This is a genomic window from Lysinibacillus sp. FSL K6-0102 (genome assembly GCF_038003545.1).
Classification (GTDB): Bacteria; Bacillota; Bacilli; order Bacillales_A; family Planococcaceae; genus Lysinibacillus; species Lysinibacillus capsici.
In genome coordinates this window covers 3,975,470-3,996,802 of record NZ_JBBOPH010000001.1, presented here as the reverse complement: position 1 = coordinate 3,996,802, position 21,333 = coordinate 3,975,470, and the positions used below count along the sequence as shown (strand labels likewise).

The following is a 21,333-nucleotide window of genomic DNA, read 5'->3' as shown; positions in this document are numbered from 1 at the left end:
AAGATGAAAAAGTGGTTATTTGCGCTAATTGCAGTCCCTACATTATTAGTAGGATGTGGAGAAAAAAAAGAGGCATTGCCAGAACCAGAAGTACCACAGATCCCAGAAGTTGAAATTTTAACACCAAAAGAAGTAGCACTCAATGAAACGATTGAGCTGGCAGCACATGTTGAACAAGGTGGAAAAAATGTCGATGATGCTGTAGTAGAATTTGAAGTTTGGGAATCAGGAAAACGCGATGAAGGACAAATGATTGATGGGAAATTAGAGCAAGACGGTGTATATAAAGCAACGACTACTTTTGATCATGATGGTGTGTATTATATGTATGCACATACAACAGCTAACGGTGTTCATAATATGCCAAAGCAACAAATTATTGCTGGAAGCCCTGATATGACAAAGGTTGTCCCAGAGGATGAAAAAGCCAATAACAGCATGGATAATAACATGATGGATCATAATAATGACACTTCAGATGATATGGATCATGAGGAAGAGAAAAAAGATGAAAAAAATCATCATTAAAGGCTTGCAATTTTTTTGAAATAGGAATATGATAATGACCAGATGACCGAAATGGTTTTCTGGTCATTTTTATTGAAGTGTACGAGAGATGTACATAACCTAACTAGAAAGGATGTTACTAATGGATCGTAGGCAGGAAATTCTTGAAGCAGCTGCAAAATCTTTTACATTGTTTGGCTACAAGGCAACAACAATGGAGCAAGTGGCTAAAATCGCCAATGTCGGTAAAGGTACGATTTATACATTCTTTGCAAATAAAGAAATTTTATTTCAAGAGATCGCAATGTCACTTGTACGAGAGATGAAAGCGGAAGCAGATGCAGTGTTGGATGCATCAGCAAGCTTTATGGATAATGCGCATAATGCTTTAATGAAAATGCTACAGTTCCGAGAAAAACATCTTTTATTTGCAAAGCTAATCGAGGAAGAAAAAGAATTACGAACACCAGCAGTTAAACAGGTGCTACTACGTATCGAGACTGAAATCTTATCGTATGTCGCAGAGTTAATACAACGACGTATTAATAAAGGTGAAATTAGAGAGTGTGATGCGGAGCTAGTTAGTTACTTATTGCTGAAGGCATATCTTGCTTTTGTTGTCGATTGGCATGAGTTACATGGTGATGTAATCCCTGAAGAAAAGATTCTTAATCTTTTTAAGGAAACTATCTTTCGAGGTTTGATTTTAACTTGATTCGATAAAATACAGCTGTATAAGTATTGAATCAAGTGCTCTTTTTGCAATTTGTCGAGGTTGATTATTTTTTTTGAATGAAAATGACCAAATGACGTTTTCGGTCAAATAGTTTAGGAGTGAGGATATTATATGATTAAAGCTGAGTGGCTGAAGATCTTTAAAACAAGAAAAATGCTTGTGTCAATCATTGCTGTATTATTTATTCCAGTAATGTATGCGGGTATGTTTTTATGGGCGTTTTGGGATCCTTATGCGGGGCTTCCTAATCTTCCAGTAGCTGTTGTTAATGAGGATACTGGTGCTGAGATGGATGGCGTTAAATTAGACTTAGGGGATACCTTGGTCGATAAATTGATAGATAGCGAGCAATTTAACTTTATAGAAGTTTCAAAAGATGAAGCTGAAAAAGGCTTAAATAGTCGTGACTATTATATGATTTTAGAAATTCCAACAAATTTCTCTGAACATGCAACAACACTATTAGATGACAAACCATCAAAATTAGTAATGAACTACATTCCAAACGAGGGATTGAACTTCCTTGGTGCTCAAATTGGTGAGACTGCAATGGATCGTGTACGCGCTGAAGTAAATTCTCAAGTATCAGCGACTTATGCTGAAAAATTATTTGATTCCATTGCAACACTTGGAGATGGCTTTACAGAAGCTGCAGATGGCTCAAATAAGCTAGATGAGGGTGCACAAAAAGTAGCGAAAGGTGCAAAAGATTTAAAAGGATATCTGGAGCAACTAGCATCGAGCACAGTTGAACTATCAAATGGTACTGATAAATTAACAAAAGGTGCAGGAGATGCCGCAAAAGGCGCGAATGACTTATCTAGTGGTTTAGTCAAACTACAAGATGGTACTGTTCAATTACAACAGGGTGCACAGCAAGCTGCAAATGGAGCAACGAGCCTTGAACAGGGGTTATCACAATATACACAAGGTGTTGCAAAAGTTGGTGCTGGTTTAAACACTTTAAACGACAAACAACAGCAAATTAGTGCAGGTGCAGCATCTATTGCTGAGAATGCCGGTGCATTGAATGGTGCAGCAACTCAATTAACAGCGGGATCTGCAAAAGTAGAGGCAGGCATTACAGCTCTATCAAATCAATTACAAACGATGATGGCTTCAATGCCTGAAGAGCAAGCAGCAGCGTTGAAACAAACATTAGCGGAACTGCAGGCAGGTAGTGCTAGTGTGCATAACGGTTTAACATCCTTATCAGCTGGTACAGAAAAATTACAAGCTGGTGCCAATCAAGTAAGCTCTGGGGCAACTCAAATTGCAGCAGGTCAAGCAGAAGTGCTAGCTGGTGCGAATGCATTAACAGCTAAAAGTAATGCTTTATTGGAAGGTGCAAAAGGTCTACAAGCAGGTAATGCTACATTAGCTGCAAAATTAGGTGAACTACATGCAGGTGTGAATACAGCTGTAACAGGTTCAAAAACATTAGCATCTGGTTTAAATGAATTAGCGAATGGTACAACAACATTAAATCAAGGTACTTCAACACTTGCTTCAAAATCTGGTGAGCTAGCACAAGGATCTGCAACACTAGCAGATGGTTCTACGGAGCTTGCAGATGGTACAGCTACTTTATCTGGTAAATTAGGTGAGGCTAGTGAAAAAGCAAATGAAGTTAAAGCAAATCAAGACACGTATGATATGGTAGGTAGTCCAGTTGAAGTTGAAAAAGAGTCTGTAAACCATGTTCCTAACTATGGTACAGGTTTTGCACCGTACTTTATTTCTCTAGGTTTATTCGTAGGTGCATTATTAATTTCAATTGTGTTCCCACTTGTTGAACCTGCTATTCGTCCTAAAAACGGGGCATCTTGGTTTACAAGTAAAGTGACTGTACTAGCAGTCGTAGGTTTAGTGCAAACATTACTAACAGTAGTTATTGTCAAATGGGGTCTAGGCCTCGAAGTGAATAACATGGGCTACTTTATTTTAACAGCCTTATTAACAAGCTATGTATTTTTAGCCTTAATCCAAATGCTTGTTTCGATCTTTGGTGACCCTGGTCGTTTCATGGCAATTGTTGTACTAATTTTACAATTAACAACAAGTGCAGGTACATTCCCATTAGAATTAATACCTTCACCATTACAAGTATTTAACAAGCTATTACCGATGACATATACAGTTCAAGCATTTAAATCAAGTATTTCTACTGGTGATACGTCATTCTTAATGCAAAACTATGGAGTTCTAGCTGGCTTCTTAGTAGCATTCTTAGCGATCACATTTGGTTACTTTATGCTACTGCACAATAAACGTTACTCTAAAGTAGCTGAAGAAAACTAATCATGAAGCACTCACCTAATGTACGGTGAGTGCTTTGTTGTTTATTGGGGTTATGTAATAATTCTTCAGCCTCACATGACATAAATGAAAACAAAGCAATCTATAGAAATTTTATGAAAAAGAGTATGGATTCCATTGCAGGCTACGTGCTTTCTAAGGGCGAGTAGTGAGCTGCTCACTCTAGGCGCTGGCAGAAAGAAAACCCCTTACTTTGCCAAAATGTCTTTCACTGCTAGTGATTGTCTTTTTCAACAACATAAAAACAACAGCTGATATGAGCGTATCAGCTGTTGTTTTTTGTAAGTGTAAGAGATTTAATTAAGGGTTCATCAAAATATGATGAAGGGTGTCATGATTGCTACGTGTGGGGCACGTATATGACTATATCAGAATAGGCAAATGCTTATAGGTGGTTACATTTTTCACAAGTGTTGCTGTAGCATTCGCTTTGTTCTTCCATTTTTTCACCGCACTCAGTACATTGCTTAGCAGGTAAATTCTTGAAAAATTCAACTACGTTTTCTAACATTGTGGACTCCTCCTTTAAGTTCATCTGTACTATTACTGTTTTGATATTTTCTAGTGTATTATAACAGATGCTTTTCGTCAACACAAAATGCCTAATTTACGGTAAAATAAATATGGATATTTTGTGAAGGAGGAAACGTGAACTATGATTTTCGTTGATAATAAAGGGATCCATGATCCACGCATTAATCTTGCTATTGAGGAGTATTTGTTAAAAACAATGGACGTTGAGAAAGAGCCAGTGCTCCTTTTCTACATTAATCAACCGTCTATCATCATCGGTAAAAACCAAAATACGATTGAAGAAATCAATACAGACTATGTAGAGGACAATGGCATTATTGTTGTGCGCCGTCTTTCAGGTGGTGGTGCTGTTTATCATGATTTAGGCAATCTTAACTTCAGCTTTATTACAAATGATGATGGCGATAGCTTTATGAACTATAAAAAATTCACGCAACCAGTCGTTGACGCTCTAGCAAAAATGGGTGTGAATGCAGAGCTCTCAGGACGTAATGATATACTAGCAGAGGGACGTAAAGTTTCAGGAAATGCTCAGTTCTCTACAAAAGGACGTATGTTCAGCCATGGTACATTGATGTTTGATACAGAAATCGATGCGGTTGTCTCAGCCTTAAAGGTCAAAAAGGATAAAATCGAATCAAAAGGTATTAAATCAATTCGCTCACGAGTAGCAAACATTTCAGAGTTTTTAAAAGAGCAAATGACAGTTGAGGAATTCCGCCTTGAAATTTTAAAATCCATTTTTGGCGGGGAAGAAAATATTCGTTATTATGAGCTAACCGAAGATGATTGGGCAAATATCCACAAGCTATCAGAGGAACGCTATCAAACTTGGGAGTGGAATTTTGGGAAATCACCTCGCTTTAATATTCAAAAAACACACCGATTCCCAACAGGAGGCATTGATATTCGTCTAGAAGTAAATCATGGTGTGATGGAAGAAGTGCATATTTTTGGAGATTTCTTTGGTGTCGGTGATATGGCTGATATAGAACAGCGCTTAGTTGGGACAAACTATGACAGAGCTGCAATTGCTAAGGCATTAGCAGACATTGATATCCCTACATATTTTGGTGGAATTTCAACTGAGGACTTTTTACAATTAATTTATTAAGGAAAATACGGTTTCATGTAATGTTTTAGCCTAAAGGTTCGCTGACAATTATGTCGTCGAACCTTTTTTTGATACAATATAGAAAGAAAGGAGTGTTGATATGGAAAAGCATCGAATATTCATAGTTGAAGATGATGTCAAGATTGCATCATTACTAGCGGAAACGCTTAGAAAATATCAATACGAAGTTGCAACAATTCAAGAATTTGATCATCTTATAGAAGAATTTACAGCATTTAATCCACATATGGTGCTGCTTGATATAAATTTACCCGCTTATGATGGCTATTATTGGTGTCGCCAGCTACGTCAGCATACAACATGTCCGATAATTTTCATTTCTGCACGCTCAGGAGAAATGGACCAAATCTTTGCACTTGAAAATGGGGGCGACGATTTTATTACAAAGCCTTTTAACTACGAAATTGTGTTGGCTAAAATCCGTAGTCATCTACGCCGTACATATGGTGAATATGCAGCAAGGCAAGAAGAACGGACAATCAAGCAAGGACAGCTTGTACTTCATTTAGAAAGAATGGAGCTACATAAAAATGATTTAGAAATTCCACTTCAGAAAAAAGAATGTATCATCTTAGAGCTATTGATGGGCAATGCACCGAAAGTAGTTTCGCGTGAGCAATTGTTAGAGGAGCTTTGGGACGATCAAGCATTTGTCGATGAAAACACTTTGAATGTGAATATGACCCGAGTTCGAAAAAAGTTAGCGGATTATCATATATCGTCAACAATCGAAACGGTACGTGGTGCAGGCTATCGATTCATATTAAGTGCAGGTGAGCTATAGTGGGCTGGAAGCTTTTTTTACGTGATTATGCATCATTTATTGTGTTCCAGCTCTTATTAGTTGGCTTCATCATGGTTATCTATGCACTAGACGGTTTTCGAAATATTGATACGGCTATTTATTCTTTTTGTATTAGCCTTGTGCTATTAGCATCTTTTTTACTTGTCCGCTATTTAATGCGGCAACGCTACTTATTGAAGATAACTCAGCTTCCATCAGCAATGGAGGATGTGCTACAAAAAAATGCAAAAACGCCAGAAGCTATACAAACTGAGAAGTATATGCATGAATTGTATCGACTTTATCAACATGAGCTGCATGCTTTATATGCAAGTCAAAAAAGGCATGATCAATTTATGAACCAGTGGGTCCATCAAATGAAAACACCTATTTCAGTGATTGAATTATTATTACAAGATGACCGACCTCTTGATAAAAAGAATGTTCAGGAGGAAATCGATCGCTTGCGTAGAGGATTGGACATGGTACTTGTTAATGCACGCCTAGAAAATTTTGAGGATGATATGCAAGTAGAGCGAGTTGCGTTAAAAGGTATTGTAACTGCAACTGTTAATGAAAATAAACGTTTATTTATTACGAAAAGAGTTTTCCCGGAAATTCATATTGACGACGATCTAATTGTTGCCAGTGATTCAAAATGGCTTCGTTTCATTCTTGGACAATTTATCACCAATGCAGTGAAATACACGTTTGAAGCCAATAAAAAAATTGTTATTTCTGCCATTGAAAAGGATGACTATGTACAACTTGCGATTTGTGATGAGGGTATTGGGATTCCAGCTTCCGATCTTTCTCGTGTTACGAAAGCCTTTTTTACTGGCGAAAATGGGCGGAAAACAGGTGAATCAACTGGAATGGGCCTTTATTTAGCCAAAGAAATCTGTGAAAAGCTAGGGCATGAGCTGGCTATTACATCAGAGGTAGGAAAAGGGACGATTGTGACAGTAACATTTACAAATTAGGGGGCACTAGGATGGTAGAGGTACGTATAGAAGATTGGAAACTAACAATCGATAAGGAGAAAACAAATGCGCTTTATATGACACATCTGCAAGCGGGAGATCCATTAGCCTATCAAAATTTTATCCTGGCAAATGAAAAGTTAGATGAAGAACTACTGCATTTTTCAAAGAGCCTTGGGTTAAACTTACAGCAACCAACATTATTGAATGCTTTTCCTGTAGACGGTCAACAGATTATGTATAGTGGGTATTATACTGTATGTGGGGAAATCGTAGAGGGAGAAATGGATGCTTGGGATGTAATTATTGGGGAGCATTGCTTTAGTTTAGTAGAGGAAGAGTCAATACTGGCTTTAACAGAGCCTCATTTTCACATTGGTTTTGAGGTCGTTTTACAGTGGCTTTTACCTCAATCCTTAGAATTAATGAAGAAATAAGGTGAATGAAGTATGCCTATTTTACAAATTAAAGATGTGACAAAAGTGTACGAAGGTAAAGTAACGCATCGTGCATTAAATCAATTGAGCTTTGACGTGGAAGAAGGCGAGTTTTTAGCTGTTATGGGGCCCTCAGGAAGCGGTAAAACGACATTGTTGAATATTATTTCGACCATCGATGAACCAACTAGTGGAGAAATCATTTTAGATGGAATGAATCCACATAAGTTGAATGCAACAGAGCTTGCCTATTTTAGAAGAAGACAGCTTGGCTTTGTGTTTCAGGATTTCAACCTTTTGCATATGCTGACGGTCGAGGAAAATATCGTGTTGCCCTTAACGTTAGATCAACAGCCCCTAGAGGTAATGGAGGAGCGTCTGGCAAGTATTGTAGAAAAGCTAGATTTAACTTCCTTCCTTCATAAACGTCCAAATGAAATATCTGGGGGACAGGCACAAAGAACAGCAATTGGTCGTGCGCTTATTCATAATCCTAGTCTCATTTTAGCGGACGAACCTACAGGTAATTTAGATTCAAATTCTTCACGTGATGTGCTTGAACTATTGACAAAGGTGAATCAGGATAAACAAACGACAATCGTGATGGTCACGCATGATCCAATTGCAGCAAGTTATTGTGATCGAGTGTTATTCATTAAAGATGGTGAATTTTTTAATGAAATTTATCGAGATGACCGCCGTCAGATGTTTTTCCAACGTATTTTAAATGTTTTGAGCTTACTAGGAGGAGGGCAAGTAGGTGACCTTTCGACAATTCGCTTACCGTAATGTCGTGCGGAACAGCCGGATATATGGCGCCTTTTTCATGGCAAGCTTTTTTTCTGTGGCTGTATTTTTTATCTATTCCATGCTGATGTTTCACCCTGATATTGAACGTGGGATATTAGGGGAGATGTCTCTCATTGGGATGGTGGGGGCTGAAATTGTTCTCGTCCTGTTTACATTATTCTTTTTATATTATTCCATGAGTGCTTTTTTAGAGGCCCGATCACATGAATTTGCTATTTTATTGCACTTGGGAATGGAAAAACGTCAGATGAATAAACTTGTCTTTTTAGAGACAATGATTATTGGAACAGGCTCCATTATTGTAGGTATTGTCTTTGGTTTCTCCTTTTCAAAATTCTTTTTTATGATTGTTCGGGAAATTTTACATTTAGAAGATTTACCACTCTATATTTCATGGGAGCCATTTTTATTAACGATTGGTGTTTTCACAAGTGCATTTTTCGTCATTTCCTTTATTAGTGTGTATTTTACACGAGAGAGAAAATTACGAGATCTTATAAAAGGCAGTGATTATTTAAATAGCTTAACAACGTATTCCAAAATACGAGCTTTCTATGGTATTGCTTTAATTGTAACGACGTATATTCTCGCGTTTGTTGTCGGACATACATCACTAATTGGGCTAACGCTGTTAATACCATTTTCCGCAACATTTGGCACCTATTATTTTTTCAGTGATTCTGTACCTTGTTTTTTAGATTTAGCACGTGGGAAACGCAAATATCATTGGCAACGCTACCGTCTACTATCGCTAGCAGAACAAACGCATATAATGATGGATAACGTGAAAATGTTTTTCGTTGTGACGATGGTATCGACACTTGCATTTTTATCTGTTGGTGTTTTAGCAACAATGTCCTCCTACACAACGCAATATGATCGATTAAATCCACTCGGGCTGGTTTATAAAGGGGATGTCGATAATCCATATGAACGGGAGCATATCAATTCTTTAAGGCTGCAATTAGAGGAGAAAGGTTTATCTTATCAGCTATCCCGTTTTATTGTTGTGAAGCAAACCTCCTCTTTCACTCGAAATGAAGTGGAGGTTTTTCGAGAGTCCGATATGAACGTCCTGCTTTCTTCCTACAGTTATCCATTATTGAATTTGGAAGCAGGTGAGGCAGTATTCATTCCTTATTCTGAGGATTCCCTAAAAAAATTAAAAGATCGAGTTGTGCATACTGTTTTAGAAGAAAACAATATACCGCTCACTATTGATAGTGTCTATCCAAAAATAGTGTTTCCAGGCTCGATTGTCAGTGTCAATTCGATTGTCATTAGTGATGAAGACTTCGCGAAGCTTATTCATCCGATTTCCGATCAAGACATTATTCAACCAAGCTATCATCTATTTACATTTGTTATTCCTCAATGGATGGAAACGAAGGATATTGGTAAGGATATCGATCATCTAGAATCCAATTTATATTTTATTAAAAAGGATAAGTTTAGCCCTTTTTACTTTGAAAATGCAGGATTAAATTATTCTTATATACTAGCTACCTACTCATTATTTACATTAGTGGGTGTTTTAGTAGCCACTGTATTTTTACTTGCGGCTGGTAGCTTTATCTATTTTAAATTGCATACATCCCTCGAACGTGAAAAGCGTAAATTTGATGTATTAAAACGTATGGGTTTAACAGATACAGAGTTAAAAAAGCTAGTTAATCGCCATTTGTTTCCCCAATTCTTTTTACCTTGGGGTGTTGCGATGATGCATAGTGCCTTTGCTTTTCTAATGGTTCAAGGTATTTTAAGGGACATTGCGAATATATCGATTGTAAAAGAAGTATTCTTTGCTTTTGGCTTTTTTGTATTAATACAAGTGGTTTATTTTTATTTAATTCGATGGCGCTATATCTCCCATATTCGCTCATGAAGTAATGGTTTAAAAGAGAAAAAAATGAATTATTTAACGTAATTTATGACATGAGATAAAAAGACTCATTGTTTTTTAGATATATTTCTTATATAATATTACTGAATAACGATTCATTTTATACGATAAGGGGATGGTGTAATTGAATTTAGTTTCACGTGTTCGTCAACAGGCAGCAGAACAACCTGAAAAAGTTGCGTATCATTTTATGGGGAAAGATACGACTTACGGGGAATTTGAGCATACAGTTGGCCGCTTTGCAAAAGGATTACAAGATTTAGGCGTTGAAAAAGGGGATCATGTGGCGTTTTTACTCGGCAACACGCCACACTACTTAATTGCACTCTATGCAACAATGCGCTTAGGGGCAACAGCAATACCTGTTAATCCAATCTATACACCGGATGAAATTTCTTACATTTTGCATAATGGAGATGTAAAAGCAGTCATTGCTCTGGATATGTTGCTACCCTTGGTTGAAAAAGGTGTACAAGCATTTCCACAGGTAAAAACATTTATAGTTTGTGAAACCACACCAGATATAGCGGAAAAAGTGGCAGCTTTATCACCACAAGCACAAGAAAAAACACATTTATTTACACATGTAATCGCCAAAACCACTCAATCTTTACAACCTGTTGAAGTTGCAGAGGATGACAATGCTATTATTTTATATACTTCAGGAACTACAGGTAGTCCAAAGGGAGCCATGCTGACACATGGCAATGTGTACTCAAATGCACGTGATGTTGCGCATTATTTAGGCATTAATGCAGAGGACCGTGTTATTGCGACACTACCTGTATTCCATGTATTTGCCTTAACGGTAGTGGTGAATGCGCCTTTATTAAGTGGGGCAACAGTTTTACTTGCACCACGCTTTAGCCCTAGCGAAATTTTCGCTTTAGCACGAGAGCAAAAAGCAACGGTATTTGCTGGTGTTCCTACTATGTATAATTTCTTGTACCAATTACCTGAGGGCAATCCTGAAGATTTCTCGACAATTCGTTTAGCTATTTCAGGTGGTGCCTCCTTGCCTGTTGCGCTACTACATAATTTCGAACAGAAATTTAATGTGCGTGTGTCAGAGGGCTATGGCTTATCCGAAGCTTCACCCGTGACATGTTTTAACCCATTAGATCGTGATCGTAAAGCTGGCTCTATTGGAACATCCATTAGCAATGTCGAGAATAGAGTTGTTGATGTTAATGGTCAGGAAGTACCTGTGGGCGAAGTTGGAGAGCTAATTGTACGTGGTCCAAATGTGATGAAGGGATACTATAAAATGCCTGAAGAAACGGCGATGGCGATTCGTGACGGCTGGCTCTATACAGGAGATTTAGCAAAGGTAGATGAAGAAGGGTATTTTTACATTGTTGACCGCAAAAAGGATATGATTATTGTAGGGGGCTTTAATGTTTATCCTCGGGAAGTGGAGGAAGTGCTGTTTGCCCATAATAATATTGTAGAGGCAGCGGTGGTAGGCTTCCCAGACCCTAACTTAGGGGAAGCTGTACATGCCTACGTTGTGTTGAAAGAAGTGGCTGCTACTACAACAGACGATCTACTATCCTATTGTGCTAAACATATGGTGAAGTATAAGGTTCCGAAAGTAATTGAAATACTGGATGAACTACCAAAAAACACAACAGGAAAAATACTAAGACGCTCATTAAAAGAAAAAGTTTAAACGAGAAAAGCTACTATTGAAAAATGGTAGCTCTTTTTTTGTACATTATTCGTATAATAGTAAAATCAGTTGAGAGTAGATGTCTGTAAGTGATAAAATCAAACTTGTGAAATCTTCTACATACTTTTCAAGAGCTTGTCATATAGTGAGGAAGTAATGTAAAAAGACGTACAAAACTGGAACCCTTTGAGGTGAAGCCACGTCAAAGCTTTTAGGTAAAAATACTATTGAAAGAGAGCATACAAAAACATGTTAGAACTCATTAAGGAGTTAATAAGTTTTATTGTGCATATCGATGTGCATTTAGAAGAAATTATTCGTGATTTTGGCAATTGGAGCTATCTTATTTTATTTGCGATTGTTTTTGTAGAAACAGGGGTTGTTATTTTCCCATTCTTACCTGGTGATTCCTTGTTATTTGCAAGTGGAACATTAGCTGCGGCAATGGGCGCATTCGATATGTGGATTTTAATCCCTGTATTTTTAGCTGCAGCTATTTTGGGAGATACGATGAACTATCATATTGGACATAAGGTAGGGACATCTATTCCGCCAAAGAGCCTCCTCGGTAGAGTTGTTAAGAAAGAGCGTATGGAAGCAGCTGAAAAATTCTTTAATACACATGGTGGGAAAACGATCGTAATCGCACGTTTCATGCCATTTATTCGTACATTTATCCCGTTTGTGGCGGGTGCAAGTAAAATGAAATATAGTTATTTCTTATTTTATAATATTTTTGGTGCAATTTTATGGGTATTCAGTTGTACGTTATTAGGTTACTTCTTTGGGAATATTCCAATTATTAAAGATAACTTCTCAGTTGTACTGATTCTGATTATCTTTATATCAGTTGTGCCTGCAGTGATCGGTGCAATAAAATCCAAAGTCGGTAAATAATATGGACAGTCCTTAAGTGATTCATCATCACAGGGACTGTCCTTTCTTTATTATTTGCTGAAAAAGCCAAGTTGGCATGTTAAGTTAGCTTGAAGTATAAGCATCAGGTCGTAAAAAATGTTATACTATAAATTACTAGAAAATGGAGAAATGGGGGACAATGGAATGGAAGTATTCATTGGCAGACAGCCTATATTTAATCTTCATGAGCAAGTCGTTGCATATGAATTGTTATACCGTAGCAAAAGTGTAAATGCCTTTCCAATGGTCGATTCAGATGCAGCAACGATTGATGTACTTGTGAACTCATTTCTTTCAATTGGTTTTGAAGAGGTAACGAAAGGTAAGCCTGGCTTTGTTAATTTTACTGAAAACTTATTGATGAGCTCTATACATGAATTTTTAAATCCCTCACAGGTAGTGATTGAGATATTAGAGGATGTTCCACTTACCTCTCAATTAGTGGAGCGTGTAATTGAGCTAAAAAAACAGGGGTTTCAAATTGCCTTGGATGATTTTATGATGGATGATCAGGTGGAAGTTTATGATGAATTATTTGAACAAATTGATTATATTAAGGTGGATTTTTTAGCTTCTTCCATCGTAAAAAGAATGGAAATCGAAAATAAAGTTAAGGAGAAATTTCCACATATTCATTTGCTCGCTGAAAAGGTAGAGACGCGTCATCAATTTGAAGTCGCTAAATCCTCAGGCTATGTTTTATTTCAAGGTTATTTTTTTGAACAACCGCAAATAATACGAGCAACAGACATTCCAGCAAATGCGATTCAATATATTCACATTATCTCTTTACTAAAAGAGGAAGAACCAAATATTCATTTGTTAGCGGAAAATATTGAACGTGATATTTCATTGACATACAAATTATTGCAAATGATTAATAACTCATCTAAACGTTCTAAATCTAAAGTGCGCTCCATCAAGCAAGCGATTGTGTTATTGGGCGTATCCAATTTACGAAAATGGATTTATTTATTGGCCATGCGTGAAATTGATATTGATGCTGATTCTGATCTTTTTAAAGAAGTGATGTGTACGTCTTTATTCCGAGCTAAGGTTTGTGAAAAACTAGCTAAGCTTGCTTATAAAAAGAATTTCTCAGAATATTTTTTAGTCGGCATGTTTTCTCTAATTGATACATTACTTCAAAGACCGATGAATGTTATTTTACAGCAGCTACCATTCTCAGAGGCTATTACGAATACCATTTTAGGCTTTGAAACGGAAATGACCCCATATTTGGAGTTTAGTATTGCGTTAAGTAAACTTGATTGGCCACGATTAGAAGAGCTAGCTGTACAGTTGAATATTCAGTTAGTTGACATTGATCTTTTATATTATGAAGCCATCGAATGGGCAGAAAAATCATTTTAAACCAAATCAACAAAGCTATCTTATTGAATACTGTAAGATAGCTTATTTTATACCTTCCTCAATCTAGTATCCCTTCATCATGATGAAGTTCTCAATGCTAAAAGTATTTGCTATAATCATCTCGTCTTTAAAAAATTCTGATAGTTGAAGTGGGCGTGGGGAAATGAAACATGATGTGAGAGATAGCATTGTGGAGTATGTGTATGTCATTGTAGGAGCGGCAATAATTGCTATTGGTTTTAATGTCTTTTTATTACCAAATCAAGTCGCTTCAGGTGGGGTAAGTGGAATAAGTACGATTTTGCATGGTTTATTTGGTTGGAATCCGGGAATTGTTCAGTATGCATTTAACATTCCGCTTTTTATTGCTGGTGTTTTATTATTGGGCAAAAAATTTGGAATAAAATCCTTTATTGGGACAATTACATTACCTTTTATCGTCTTATTAACAAATAGCTGGGAGCCGTGGACTGATAATCCTTTATTGGGTGCTCTTTTTGGTGGAATTGTTGTTGGCCTAGGAATAGGACTGGTCTTTAAGGGGAATGCTTCAACTGGTGGCACTGATTTACTGGCGCAAATCATTACGAAGTTTACAGGATTGTCGCTTGGAACAAGTGTGCTGTTAATAGATGGCGTTATCGCAATTAGTGCAGCAATTGTTTTTGACTTAGAAAAAGGTTTGTATGCTCTGATTGGACTTTATGTTACCACAAAAACGATTGATATTATTCAGCTAGGTTTTAGTCAGTCTAAAATGGTCTATATCATTACATTGAAACAAGATGAGGTAAGGGAAGCCATTTATGCTGAAATTAATCGTGGTGTAACGAAGTTACCAGCAATTGGAGGGTATACAGGAGAAGCACGACCAGTTCTGATGGTTGTTGTTTATCAAACAGAATTCACAAAGCTGAAACAACTCATTAAAAGCGTTGACCCATCAGCGTTTGTTATCGTTTCTGATGCATATGAGGTATTAGGAGAAGGTTTCAAACGTGCATAATTTTGGTATAATGGCGGCGTAAGGTATTTATTATGAGGAGGGGTACTAATGAAAAAAGCAATGTTAACATTAGTGTTCGGATCAGCAATCTTCTTAGCAGCATGTGGCGGCGGAGATAAAACTGCATCAAATAATGGTAATGAGACTGCTACAGAGCCAGATGGCGAAGCAATAGCGATGAAATCTTGTGTTACTTGTCATGGTGGCGAGCTACAAGGTGCAAATGGTCCAGCATTAAATGATGTAGGTTCACGTTTGTCTGAATCAGAAATTTTAGATATTATAAATAATGGTAAAAACGGCATGCCTGCAGGATTAGTAAAAGGTGCAGATGCTGAAGCTGTTGCTAAATGGTTAGCAACTCAAAAATAATTGCTTTTTAAAAACTAGCGGGCTGGAGAGCCGCTAGTTTTTTTAGTGCAAGTAAACGCTGTATTGAGAGTAAATACATTTCTTTTACACATAGACATGCTAAAATAAGATGAACCTTATCCATTGATTGGAGGCTTTTTCATTGGTCGTAGTATTAACAAGAGATGTTATGGAGAAATTTAAATTAGAGTTATTAGCTGGTGAAGAAGGAATAGGCAGGACAATTGTGACAAGTGATATCTCAAGACCAGGGCTTGAGATGGCAGGATACTTTACTCATTATCCAGCAAATCGTGTACAATTGCTTGGCAAGACTGAACTTTCCTTTTTTGAAATGCTACCAGCGGATGTTAAGCTTGAGCGTATGCGTTTACTTTGTTCACAGGATACACCTGCTATTATTATTTCTAGAGATTTAGAAGTACCAGAGGAACTTATTCAGGCCTCAAACGAAAAGCATGTACCTGTGTTTAAAACACATATGACAACAACCAAATTTTCGAGTAGATTGACGAACTACTTAGAGGGGCGCTTAGCTCCAATGACAGCAGCACACGGAGTACTTGTCGATGTGTATGGCATTGGTGTGCTTATAATCGGTAAAAGCGGCGTAGGTAAAAGTGAAACAGCACTTGAGCTTGTAAAAAAGGGTCATCGTTTAGTTGCTGATGATTGTGTTGAAATTCGTCAAGAATCAGAAAACCTATTAATTGGAAGCCCTCCACCTTTGTTAGAGCACTTATTGGAAATACGAGGCATTGGCATTATTGACATTATGACACTCTTTGGTGCAAGTGCAGTACGCCCCTATAAACGTATTACCCTCATCATTGAGCTCGAAATATGGGATCCACAAAAAGTTTATGATCGATTGGGCTTAGAAGAAGAAAAAATGAAAATAATTGACACGGAACTAACAAAACTAACAATTCCAGTAAGACCTGGACGCAATGTCTCCGTTATTATTGAAGTGGCAGCGATGAACTATCGTTTAAAGAAAATGGGCGTCAATGCGGCAGAGGAATTTTCAAGACGTTTAGATGAAGTGATTTCATCAAATGATGTGTTAGACGATTAAAAAGCGAACAACATTGTTCATGACATATTGAGAGGAGTAGAAGATGGATTTATTACTATTGCAAATTGACCCGATTGCCTTTCATTTAGGACCAATTCCAGTTCGTTGGTATGGATTGCTGATTGTGTCGGGAATCATTTTAGCTTATGTTGTTGGGCAAAGAGAGGCCGTTAAGCGAGGTCTGCCTGAAGACTTTCTTGCAGATTTATTATTATGGGCAGTTCCTATATCCATTATCTGTGCACGTATTTACTATGTGTCAATGCGATGGGATTACTATAGCGAAAATCCAGGCAAAATCATAGAGATATGGAATGGTGGTATTGCCATCCATGGTGCACTCATCGGGGCATTTGTCACAGCTTACATATATACTCGTATAAAAAATGTAAGCTTTTTACGAGTAGCAGATATTGCAGCACCTAGTATTTTAATCGGCCAGATTATTGGTCGATGGGGCAACTTTATGAACCAAGAGGCCTATGGTGGCGAGGTATCGAAAGCATTTTTAGAAAACCTAATGCTACCAGACTGGATTATTAATCAAATGTATATTGAAGAATTAGGTTCATATGTTCATCCCACTTTTTTATATGAATCGATTTGGAACCTAATTGGGCTTATTATTCTATTAGTTTTGCGTAAAGTGAACTTACATCGTGGAGAAATATTCTTTAGCTATTTAATTTGGTATTCAATTGGTCGTTTCTATATCGAAGGAATGCGCACAGATAGCCTTTACTTAGTGGGAGATTTACGTTCAGCACAGGTTGTATCCATTATCGGTATTGTAGTTGGTCTAGGTGCAATTATTTATCGTAGAATAAAGGTGAAACCAGCCGTAAAATACTTGGATAATAAATAAGGGGTTGTAAAAGATGGCTGTTAAGGCACTACTATTTGATTTCGATGGGACTTTACTAAATACAAATGATTTAATCATTCAAACATTTATGCATGTATTAAATGAGCGATTTCCCGGGCAATATTCGCCAAAAGATTGCCTGAAATTCATTGGTCCATCATTGAAACAGACATTTAATGACATTGCACCAGGTGAAGAAGACGATTTGATAGAGATGTATCGCGCTTGGAATATTGCACACCATGATGACCTAGTCAGCCAATATCCTGATGTTGTGTCAACTCTAGAGCAGTTAAAAGCTCAAGGTATAAAATTGGCTATTGTTTCGACGAAACGTAATGAGACCATCGATCGTGGACTTGCTATTCTTGGTGCAACGCATCTATTTGATGTGCGTATTGGTACAGATGATGTGAACAATGTGAAGCCTGATCCAGAGCCAGTATTGCTTGCGTTGGAACGATTAGGGATAGAAAAAGACTATGCGATTATGATTGGTGATAATTCGCACGATATTGAAGCTGGACATCGTGCTGGTGTAAGAGCAGCGGGTGTTGCTTGGGCAATTAAGGGAGAGGCTTACTTACAGCAGTATCAACCAGAATATATGTTGCAGCATATGTCAGATTTATTTGATATTGTGAAAGAGGGGTAAGGTAGATGGCGCGTAAGACAGAACGTTACCGTGTCGAAGGAGCCAATTCACTTTGGAATATATATGACACGGTGTCCTTTTGGAAGGTGATGAAGTGTTTCATTGTCATTCAAGTTGGACGCTTCACACCATTTTTACGTGTGAAAAACTGGCTATATCGTACTTTTTTAAACATGACTATTGGTAAGCAAACGTCATTAGCCTTAATGGTCATGCCAGATACCATGTTTCCTGAACGTATTTTCATTGGAGACAATACTGTGATTGGTTTTAATACAACCATTTTAGCGCATGAATATTTAATAGAGGAATATCGCTTAGGTGATGTTCATATCGGAAAAGAAGTAATGATAGGGGCAAATACAACTATTTTACCAGGTGTAACAATTGGTGATGGTGCCATTGTTTCAGCTGCCACTCTTGTACATAAGGATGTGCCAGCAGGCTGTTTAGCAGGGGGTAATCCAATGCGAATAATATATACTGCTGAACAAATGGCTGAGCGCAAACGTAATGAGGCTGTAGAGTGGTGTACACCAAAGAAATAATAAAAACTCACGTAGTATAGTGATATACTTCGTGAGTTTTTTGCATAAAAAGCTACTCCCAAAAACACTAGTTTTTGGAGTAGCTTTTACTGTTTAAGCATGAGCTGCGTCATAATCTGATTTGAATTCACAAGTGTCATGATCACCTAAGCAAGTTGTTTCAACAAAAGTTGATTTAATTGCAGTCCCATCAATGTCTTCAATTGTGTGAAGTGTTACCTTGTCACCAGGATAAAACTCGCCTTTACAAATACTAACGATCATTTGCTCACTAATTTGTACGAATGGACATGCCATAATAAATCCCTCCAATGCGTAGTGTATGTGGTTCTTTTTGTTATTAATGCTATTCTATATTAAGTTTTTTGAAATGTAAAAAGTAAAATAGAATGAGAGTAATAATCAATAAATGTATTGATATAAAAGTATTATTGATGATAATGAGATTGAGAATCATTTTAAGTGATTGGCTAAAAATAATTATATAGATATAATTATTGGATTTCGATATTGAGAATACTCTATTGAAAACTCTTTATTTTTATCAATGATTTGTTAAGAGAGAATCATTATCAATTTTTAGCGAATACTTAAAGTGATTAAAAATTGGTTTGTCACAATTTAGACATATTCTCATTGTCACTAAAGTATTTTGTCAAATTATAAGTAAAATGAGTCATGCTTTTTTTGGAAGTCTTTGCAATTCAATGTGTATAATTAACAGAATAATAAGTATTTAAAGATTTCGATAATTAATAAGGATATCGTTGACTGTATTAATGAAATAAGTTAAAATTCTTTCATAATCTAATTCTCTAATACTCTAGTGAATTAAAGTGAAATGTAAGGAAGTGTCCATATGTCGTCGATAAAAATGTTTGAAAAGCCACTTGGAATGCGCGATACATTCCCGCAAATCTATGAGAAAGTTGAAGCAGTTAGACATGCGGGCAGAGACTTTTTATATAAAAGGGGTTATGAGTTTATTAAAACGCCTGCGGTGGAGTATTTCGATACAGTGGGGAAGGCTTCAGCGATTGCTGATGCTCATTTATTTAAGCTAGTGGATAGCCAAGGAAATACGTTAGTGCTGCGACCTGACATGACTACACCGATTGCTCGAGTAGCTACATCGAAACTATTAAAGGAAATGATCCCACTACGTCTTGCCTATTTTGCAAGCGTTTTTCGAGCTCAGGAAGCAGAGGGAGGCAGGCCTGCTGAGTTTGATCAAATGGGGATTGAGTTAATAGGTGATCAATCAGTTTTTGCTGATGCAGAAGTTATTGTAACAGCAATGGAGCTATTAAAGCATTTTAAATTGGAAGAGTTTAAAATCACAATTGGACATGCTGGTATATTAAATTGCATTTTACAAGATTACACAGAGAGTATCGAACAGCAAACAACGCTTAGAACATTGCTTGTCCAACGAAATTACGTAGGGTTTGAAGAAGCAGTAGAGTCATTTCATCTGCCTAAAGCTAAATCCGATGCCCTCTTACAATTTATTGAAGAAGCCATGAATGTCAGAGATATACGAGATATTGAAAAATATGTCCGCAAAAATGATGCATTAGAATATATGCAACAACTTGCTCAACTACTTGAAATGGCTGATTTAGCTGATTATGTAGCTTTCGATTTCACACTTTCGAGTCATATGAGTTATTACACGGGTATGCTATTTGAAGTATTTGCTGTGGGAAGTGGCTTTTTATTAGGAAATGGTGGTCGTTATGATGGCTTGTTAGAAGTTTTTGGTTCAAAGGTTGGTGCTACAGGATTTAGTATTCGTGTGGATCGTTTATTAGAAACATTAAACGGGCAATCAGTGAAACGACAGGAAGCAACAGTTGTTCTTTTTGAAGAAGAACAATTTGAGGAAGCTTTACTAAAGGTTAAAAATTTACGAGCAGCAGGAAAATTAGCTACTTTGCAGTTACGTAGTAGTCTAGTCGATGAGGCGGCCTTTTTAGCATACTTTACAGAAGTGGTGGTAGTTGGACAGGAGGAAGTTGGCGGTGAATGAATTAACGATTGCAATGCCCAAAGGAAGAATCTTTGAAGAGGCATATCAAATGTTGTTAGAGGCAGGTTTTAATTTACCAGAAGAAGTAGAAATGTCACGTAAATTAATGATTGAAATACCAGAGGAAAAAATTCGCTTTATTTTATCAAAGCCAATGGATGTTCCTGTCTATGTTGAACATGGTGTTGCTGATATTGGTATTGCTGGTAAGGATGTATTGTTAGAGCAACAGCGAGAAGTGCACGAATTACTTGATTTGAAAATTAGTAATTGCTATATCGCTTCTGCAGGCCTACCAAACACCTCCATGAATGAGATTGCGCCTAGAATTGCTACGAAATATCCGAATATTGCCATGAAGTACTACAAAGGCATTGGAGAGCAAGTGGAAATCATCGAGCTCAACGGTTCTATTGAATTAGCACCAATGATTGGCTTAGCTGATCGAATTGTCGATATTGTTTCTACAGGTCGTACATTAAAAGAGAACGGCTTAGTAGAATATGAATTTATTACGGCTGTCTCTTCTCGATTAATTGCAAATCCTGTAAGTTATCGTATGAAAGGTGAGCGTATTATTGATCTTGTGAGGCGGTTAAAGAAATGTGTAAATGAGCAGAAAAAGTAATCATTTGTAGCTACATATGAAGGACTAAAGGGGATTA

Annotated in this window: 22 protein-coding genes; 20 read left to right on the top strand and 2 right to left on the bottom strand. The window is 37.1% G+C overall.

Annotated elements, in window-relative coordinates; translation table 11 throughout:
* Nucleotides 1–3 precede the first annotated feature (3 nt).
* The 3 genes from NYE73_RS20310 (at nt 4) to NYE73_RS20300 (ending at nt 3,544) form a co-directional block, all read left to right on the top strand.
* A complete protein-coding gene (locus tag NYE73_RS20310) occupies nt 4–528 on the top strand; it encodes a FixH family protein (protein ID WP_004230451.1) in 525 nt (174 codons plus the stop codon).
* A gap of 121 nt (nt 529–649) precedes the next feature.
* Nucleotides 650–1,222 (top strand): TetR/AcrR family transcriptional regulator, encoded by a 573-nt coding sequence (locus NYE73_RS20305; protein ID WP_009373269.1) that lies wholly within the window; start codon nt 650–652, stop codon nt 1,220–1,222.
* A gap of 132 nt (nt 1,223–1,354) precedes the next feature.
* The gene (locus NYE73_RS20300) at nt 1,355–3,544 is read left to right on the top strand and encodes a YhgE/Pip domain-containing protein (protein WP_259949834.1); all 2,190 of its coding nucleotides are present in this window, start codon (nt 1,355–1,357) and stop codon (nt 3,542–3,544) included.
* A gap of 403 nt (nt 3,545–3,947) precedes the next feature.
* Here NYE73_RS20300 and yhfH read toward each other — a convergent pair whose 3' ends face one another.
* Nucleotides 3,948–4,073 carry a protein YhfH gene (yhfH, locus tag NYE73_RS20295; protein ID WP_004230455.1) on the bottom strand — a complete coding sequence of 42 codons (126 nt, stop codon included), beginning with the start codon at nt 4,071–4,073 and terminating at the stop codon, nt 3,948–3,950.
* 144 nt (nt 4,074–4,217) lie between these two features.
* Here yhfH and NYE73_RS20290 point away from each other — a divergent pair, with 144 nt between their 5' ends.
* From NYE73_RS20290 to NYE73_RS20220, 15 genes are all read left to right on the top strand, one after another.
* On the top strand, nt 4,218–5,210 hold the full coding sequence (locus NYE73_RS20290; protein ID WP_048390817.1) for a lipoate--protein ligase: 993 nt from the start codon (nt 4,218–4,220) through the stop codon (nt 5,208–5,210).
* Nucleotides 5,211–5,310: 100 nt separating this feature from the next.
* Complete coding sequence (locus NYE73_RS20285) at nt 5,311–6,015, top strand: response regulator transcription factor (RefSeq protein WP_004230457.1); 705 nt, start codon at nt 5,311–5,313, stop codon at nt 6,013–6,015.
* Nucleotides 6,015–6,998, top strand: a complete 984-nt coding sequence (locus NYE73_RS20280) for a sensor histidine kinase (RefSeq protein ID WP_048390819.1) — start codon at nt 6,015–6,017, stop codon at nt 6,996–6,998. The genes NYE73_RS20285 and NYE73_RS20280 overlap by 1 nt, the downstream gene beginning before the upstream one ends.
* A gap of 11 nt (nt 6,999–7,009) precedes the next feature.
* Complete coding sequence (locus tag NYE73_RS20275; protein WP_048390821.1) at nt 7,010–7,435, top strand: hypothetical protein; 426 nt, start codon at nt 7,010–7,012, stop codon at nt 7,433–7,435.
* Between the two features lie 12 nt (nt 7,436–7,447).
* On the top strand, nt 7,448–8,224 hold the full coding sequence (locus NYE73_RS20270; protein WP_004230460.1) for an ABC transporter ATP-binding protein: 777 nt from the start codon (nt 7,448–7,450) through the stop codon (nt 8,222–8,224).
* Nucleotides 8,196–10,130, top strand: coding sequence for an FtsX-like permease family protein (locus NYE73_RS20265; protein WP_066037085.1), 1,935 nt, complete (start codon nt 8,196–8,198; stop codon nt 10,128–10,130). The genes NYE73_RS20270 and NYE73_RS20265 overlap by 29 nt, the downstream gene beginning before the upstream one ends.
* Before the next feature lie 142 nt (nt 10,131–10,272).
* Nucleotides 10,273–11,820, top strand: coding sequence for a fatty acid--CoA ligase family protein (locus tag NYE73_RS20260; protein WP_048390826.1), 1,548 nt, complete (start codon nt 10,273–10,275; stop codon nt 11,818–11,820).
* A gap of 249 nt (nt 11,821–12,069) precedes the next feature.
* Entirely contained in the window at nt 12,070–12,717 is a 648-nt protein-coding gene (locus NYE73_RS20255; protein WP_048390828.1) for a VTT domain-containing protein, read from the top strand.
* A gap of 117 nt (nt 12,718–12,834) precedes the next feature.
* Entirely contained in the window at nt 12,835–14,112 is a 1,278-nt protein-coding gene (locus NYE73_RS20250) for an EAL and HDOD domain-containing protein (RefSeq protein ID WP_340815696.1), read from the top strand.
* A 163-nt stretch (nt 14,113–14,275) separates the two neighbouring features.
* On the top strand, nt 14,276–15,118 hold the full coding sequence (locus NYE73_RS20245) for a YitT family protein (protein ID WP_004227970.1): 843 nt from the start codon (nt 14,276–14,278) through the stop codon (nt 15,116–15,118).
* 48 nt (nt 15,119–15,166) lie between these two features.
* Nucleotides 15,167–15,490, top strand: a complete 324-nt coding sequence (gene cccB, locus NYE73_RS20240; RefSeq protein WP_048390832.1) for a cytochrome c551 — start codon at nt 15,167–15,169, stop codon at nt 15,488–15,490.
* Between the two features lie 142 nt (nt 15,491–15,632).
* A complete protein-coding gene (gene hprK, locus NYE73_RS20235; protein ID WP_004227974.1) occupies nt 15,633–16,568 on the top strand; it encodes an HPr(Ser) kinase/phosphatase in 936 nt (311 codons plus the stop codon).
* 43 nt (nt 16,569–16,611) lie between these two features.
* Nucleotides 16,612–17,433 carry a prolipoprotein diacylglyceryl transferase gene (gene lgt, locus NYE73_RS20230; protein WP_004227978.1) on the top strand — a complete coding sequence of 274 codons (822 nt, stop codon included), beginning with the start codon at nt 16,612–16,614 and terminating at the stop codon, nt 17,431–17,433.
* Nucleotides 17,434–17,446: 13 nt separating this feature from the next.
* The gene (gene ppaX, locus NYE73_RS20225; protein ID WP_048390836.1) at nt 17,447–18,088 is read left to right on the top strand and encodes a pyrophosphatase PpaX; all 642 of its coding nucleotides are present in this window, start codon (nt 17,447–17,449) and stop codon (nt 18,086–18,088) included.
* Nucleotides 18,089–18,093: 5 nt separating this feature from the next.
* Complete coding sequence (locus NYE73_RS20220; RefSeq protein ID WP_048390838.1) at nt 18,094–18,636, top strand: acyltransferase; 543 nt, start codon at nt 18,094–18,096, stop codon at nt 18,634–18,636.
* Between the two features lie 93 nt (nt 18,637–18,729).
* Here the strand turns inward: NYE73_RS20220 and NYE73_RS20215 are convergent, their stop codons facing one another.
* Complete coding sequence (locus tag NYE73_RS20215; RefSeq protein ID WP_048390840.1) at nt 18,730–18,933, bottom strand: hypothetical protein; 204 nt, start codon at nt 18,931–18,933, stop codon at nt 18,730–18,732.
* Between the two features lie 562 nt (nt 18,934–19,495).
* Between NYE73_RS20215 and NYE73_RS20210 the strand changes: the two genes are divergently transcribed.
* On the top strand, nt 19,496–20,668 hold the full coding sequence (locus tag NYE73_RS20210; protein ID WP_054549570.1) for an ATP phosphoribosyltransferase regulatory subunit: 1,173 nt from the start codon (nt 19,496–19,498) through the stop codon (nt 20,666–20,668).
* Nucleotides 20,661–21,296: an ATP phosphoribosyltransferase gene (gene hisG / locus NYE73_RS20205; protein WP_048390844.1), complete on the top strand. Its 636-nt coding sequence runs from the start codon at nt 20,661–20,663 to the stop codon at nt 21,294–21,296. The genes NYE73_RS20210 and hisG overlap by 8 nt, the downstream gene beginning before the upstream one ends.
* The last annotated feature ends 37 nt before the right edge of the window (nt 21,297–21,333 follow it).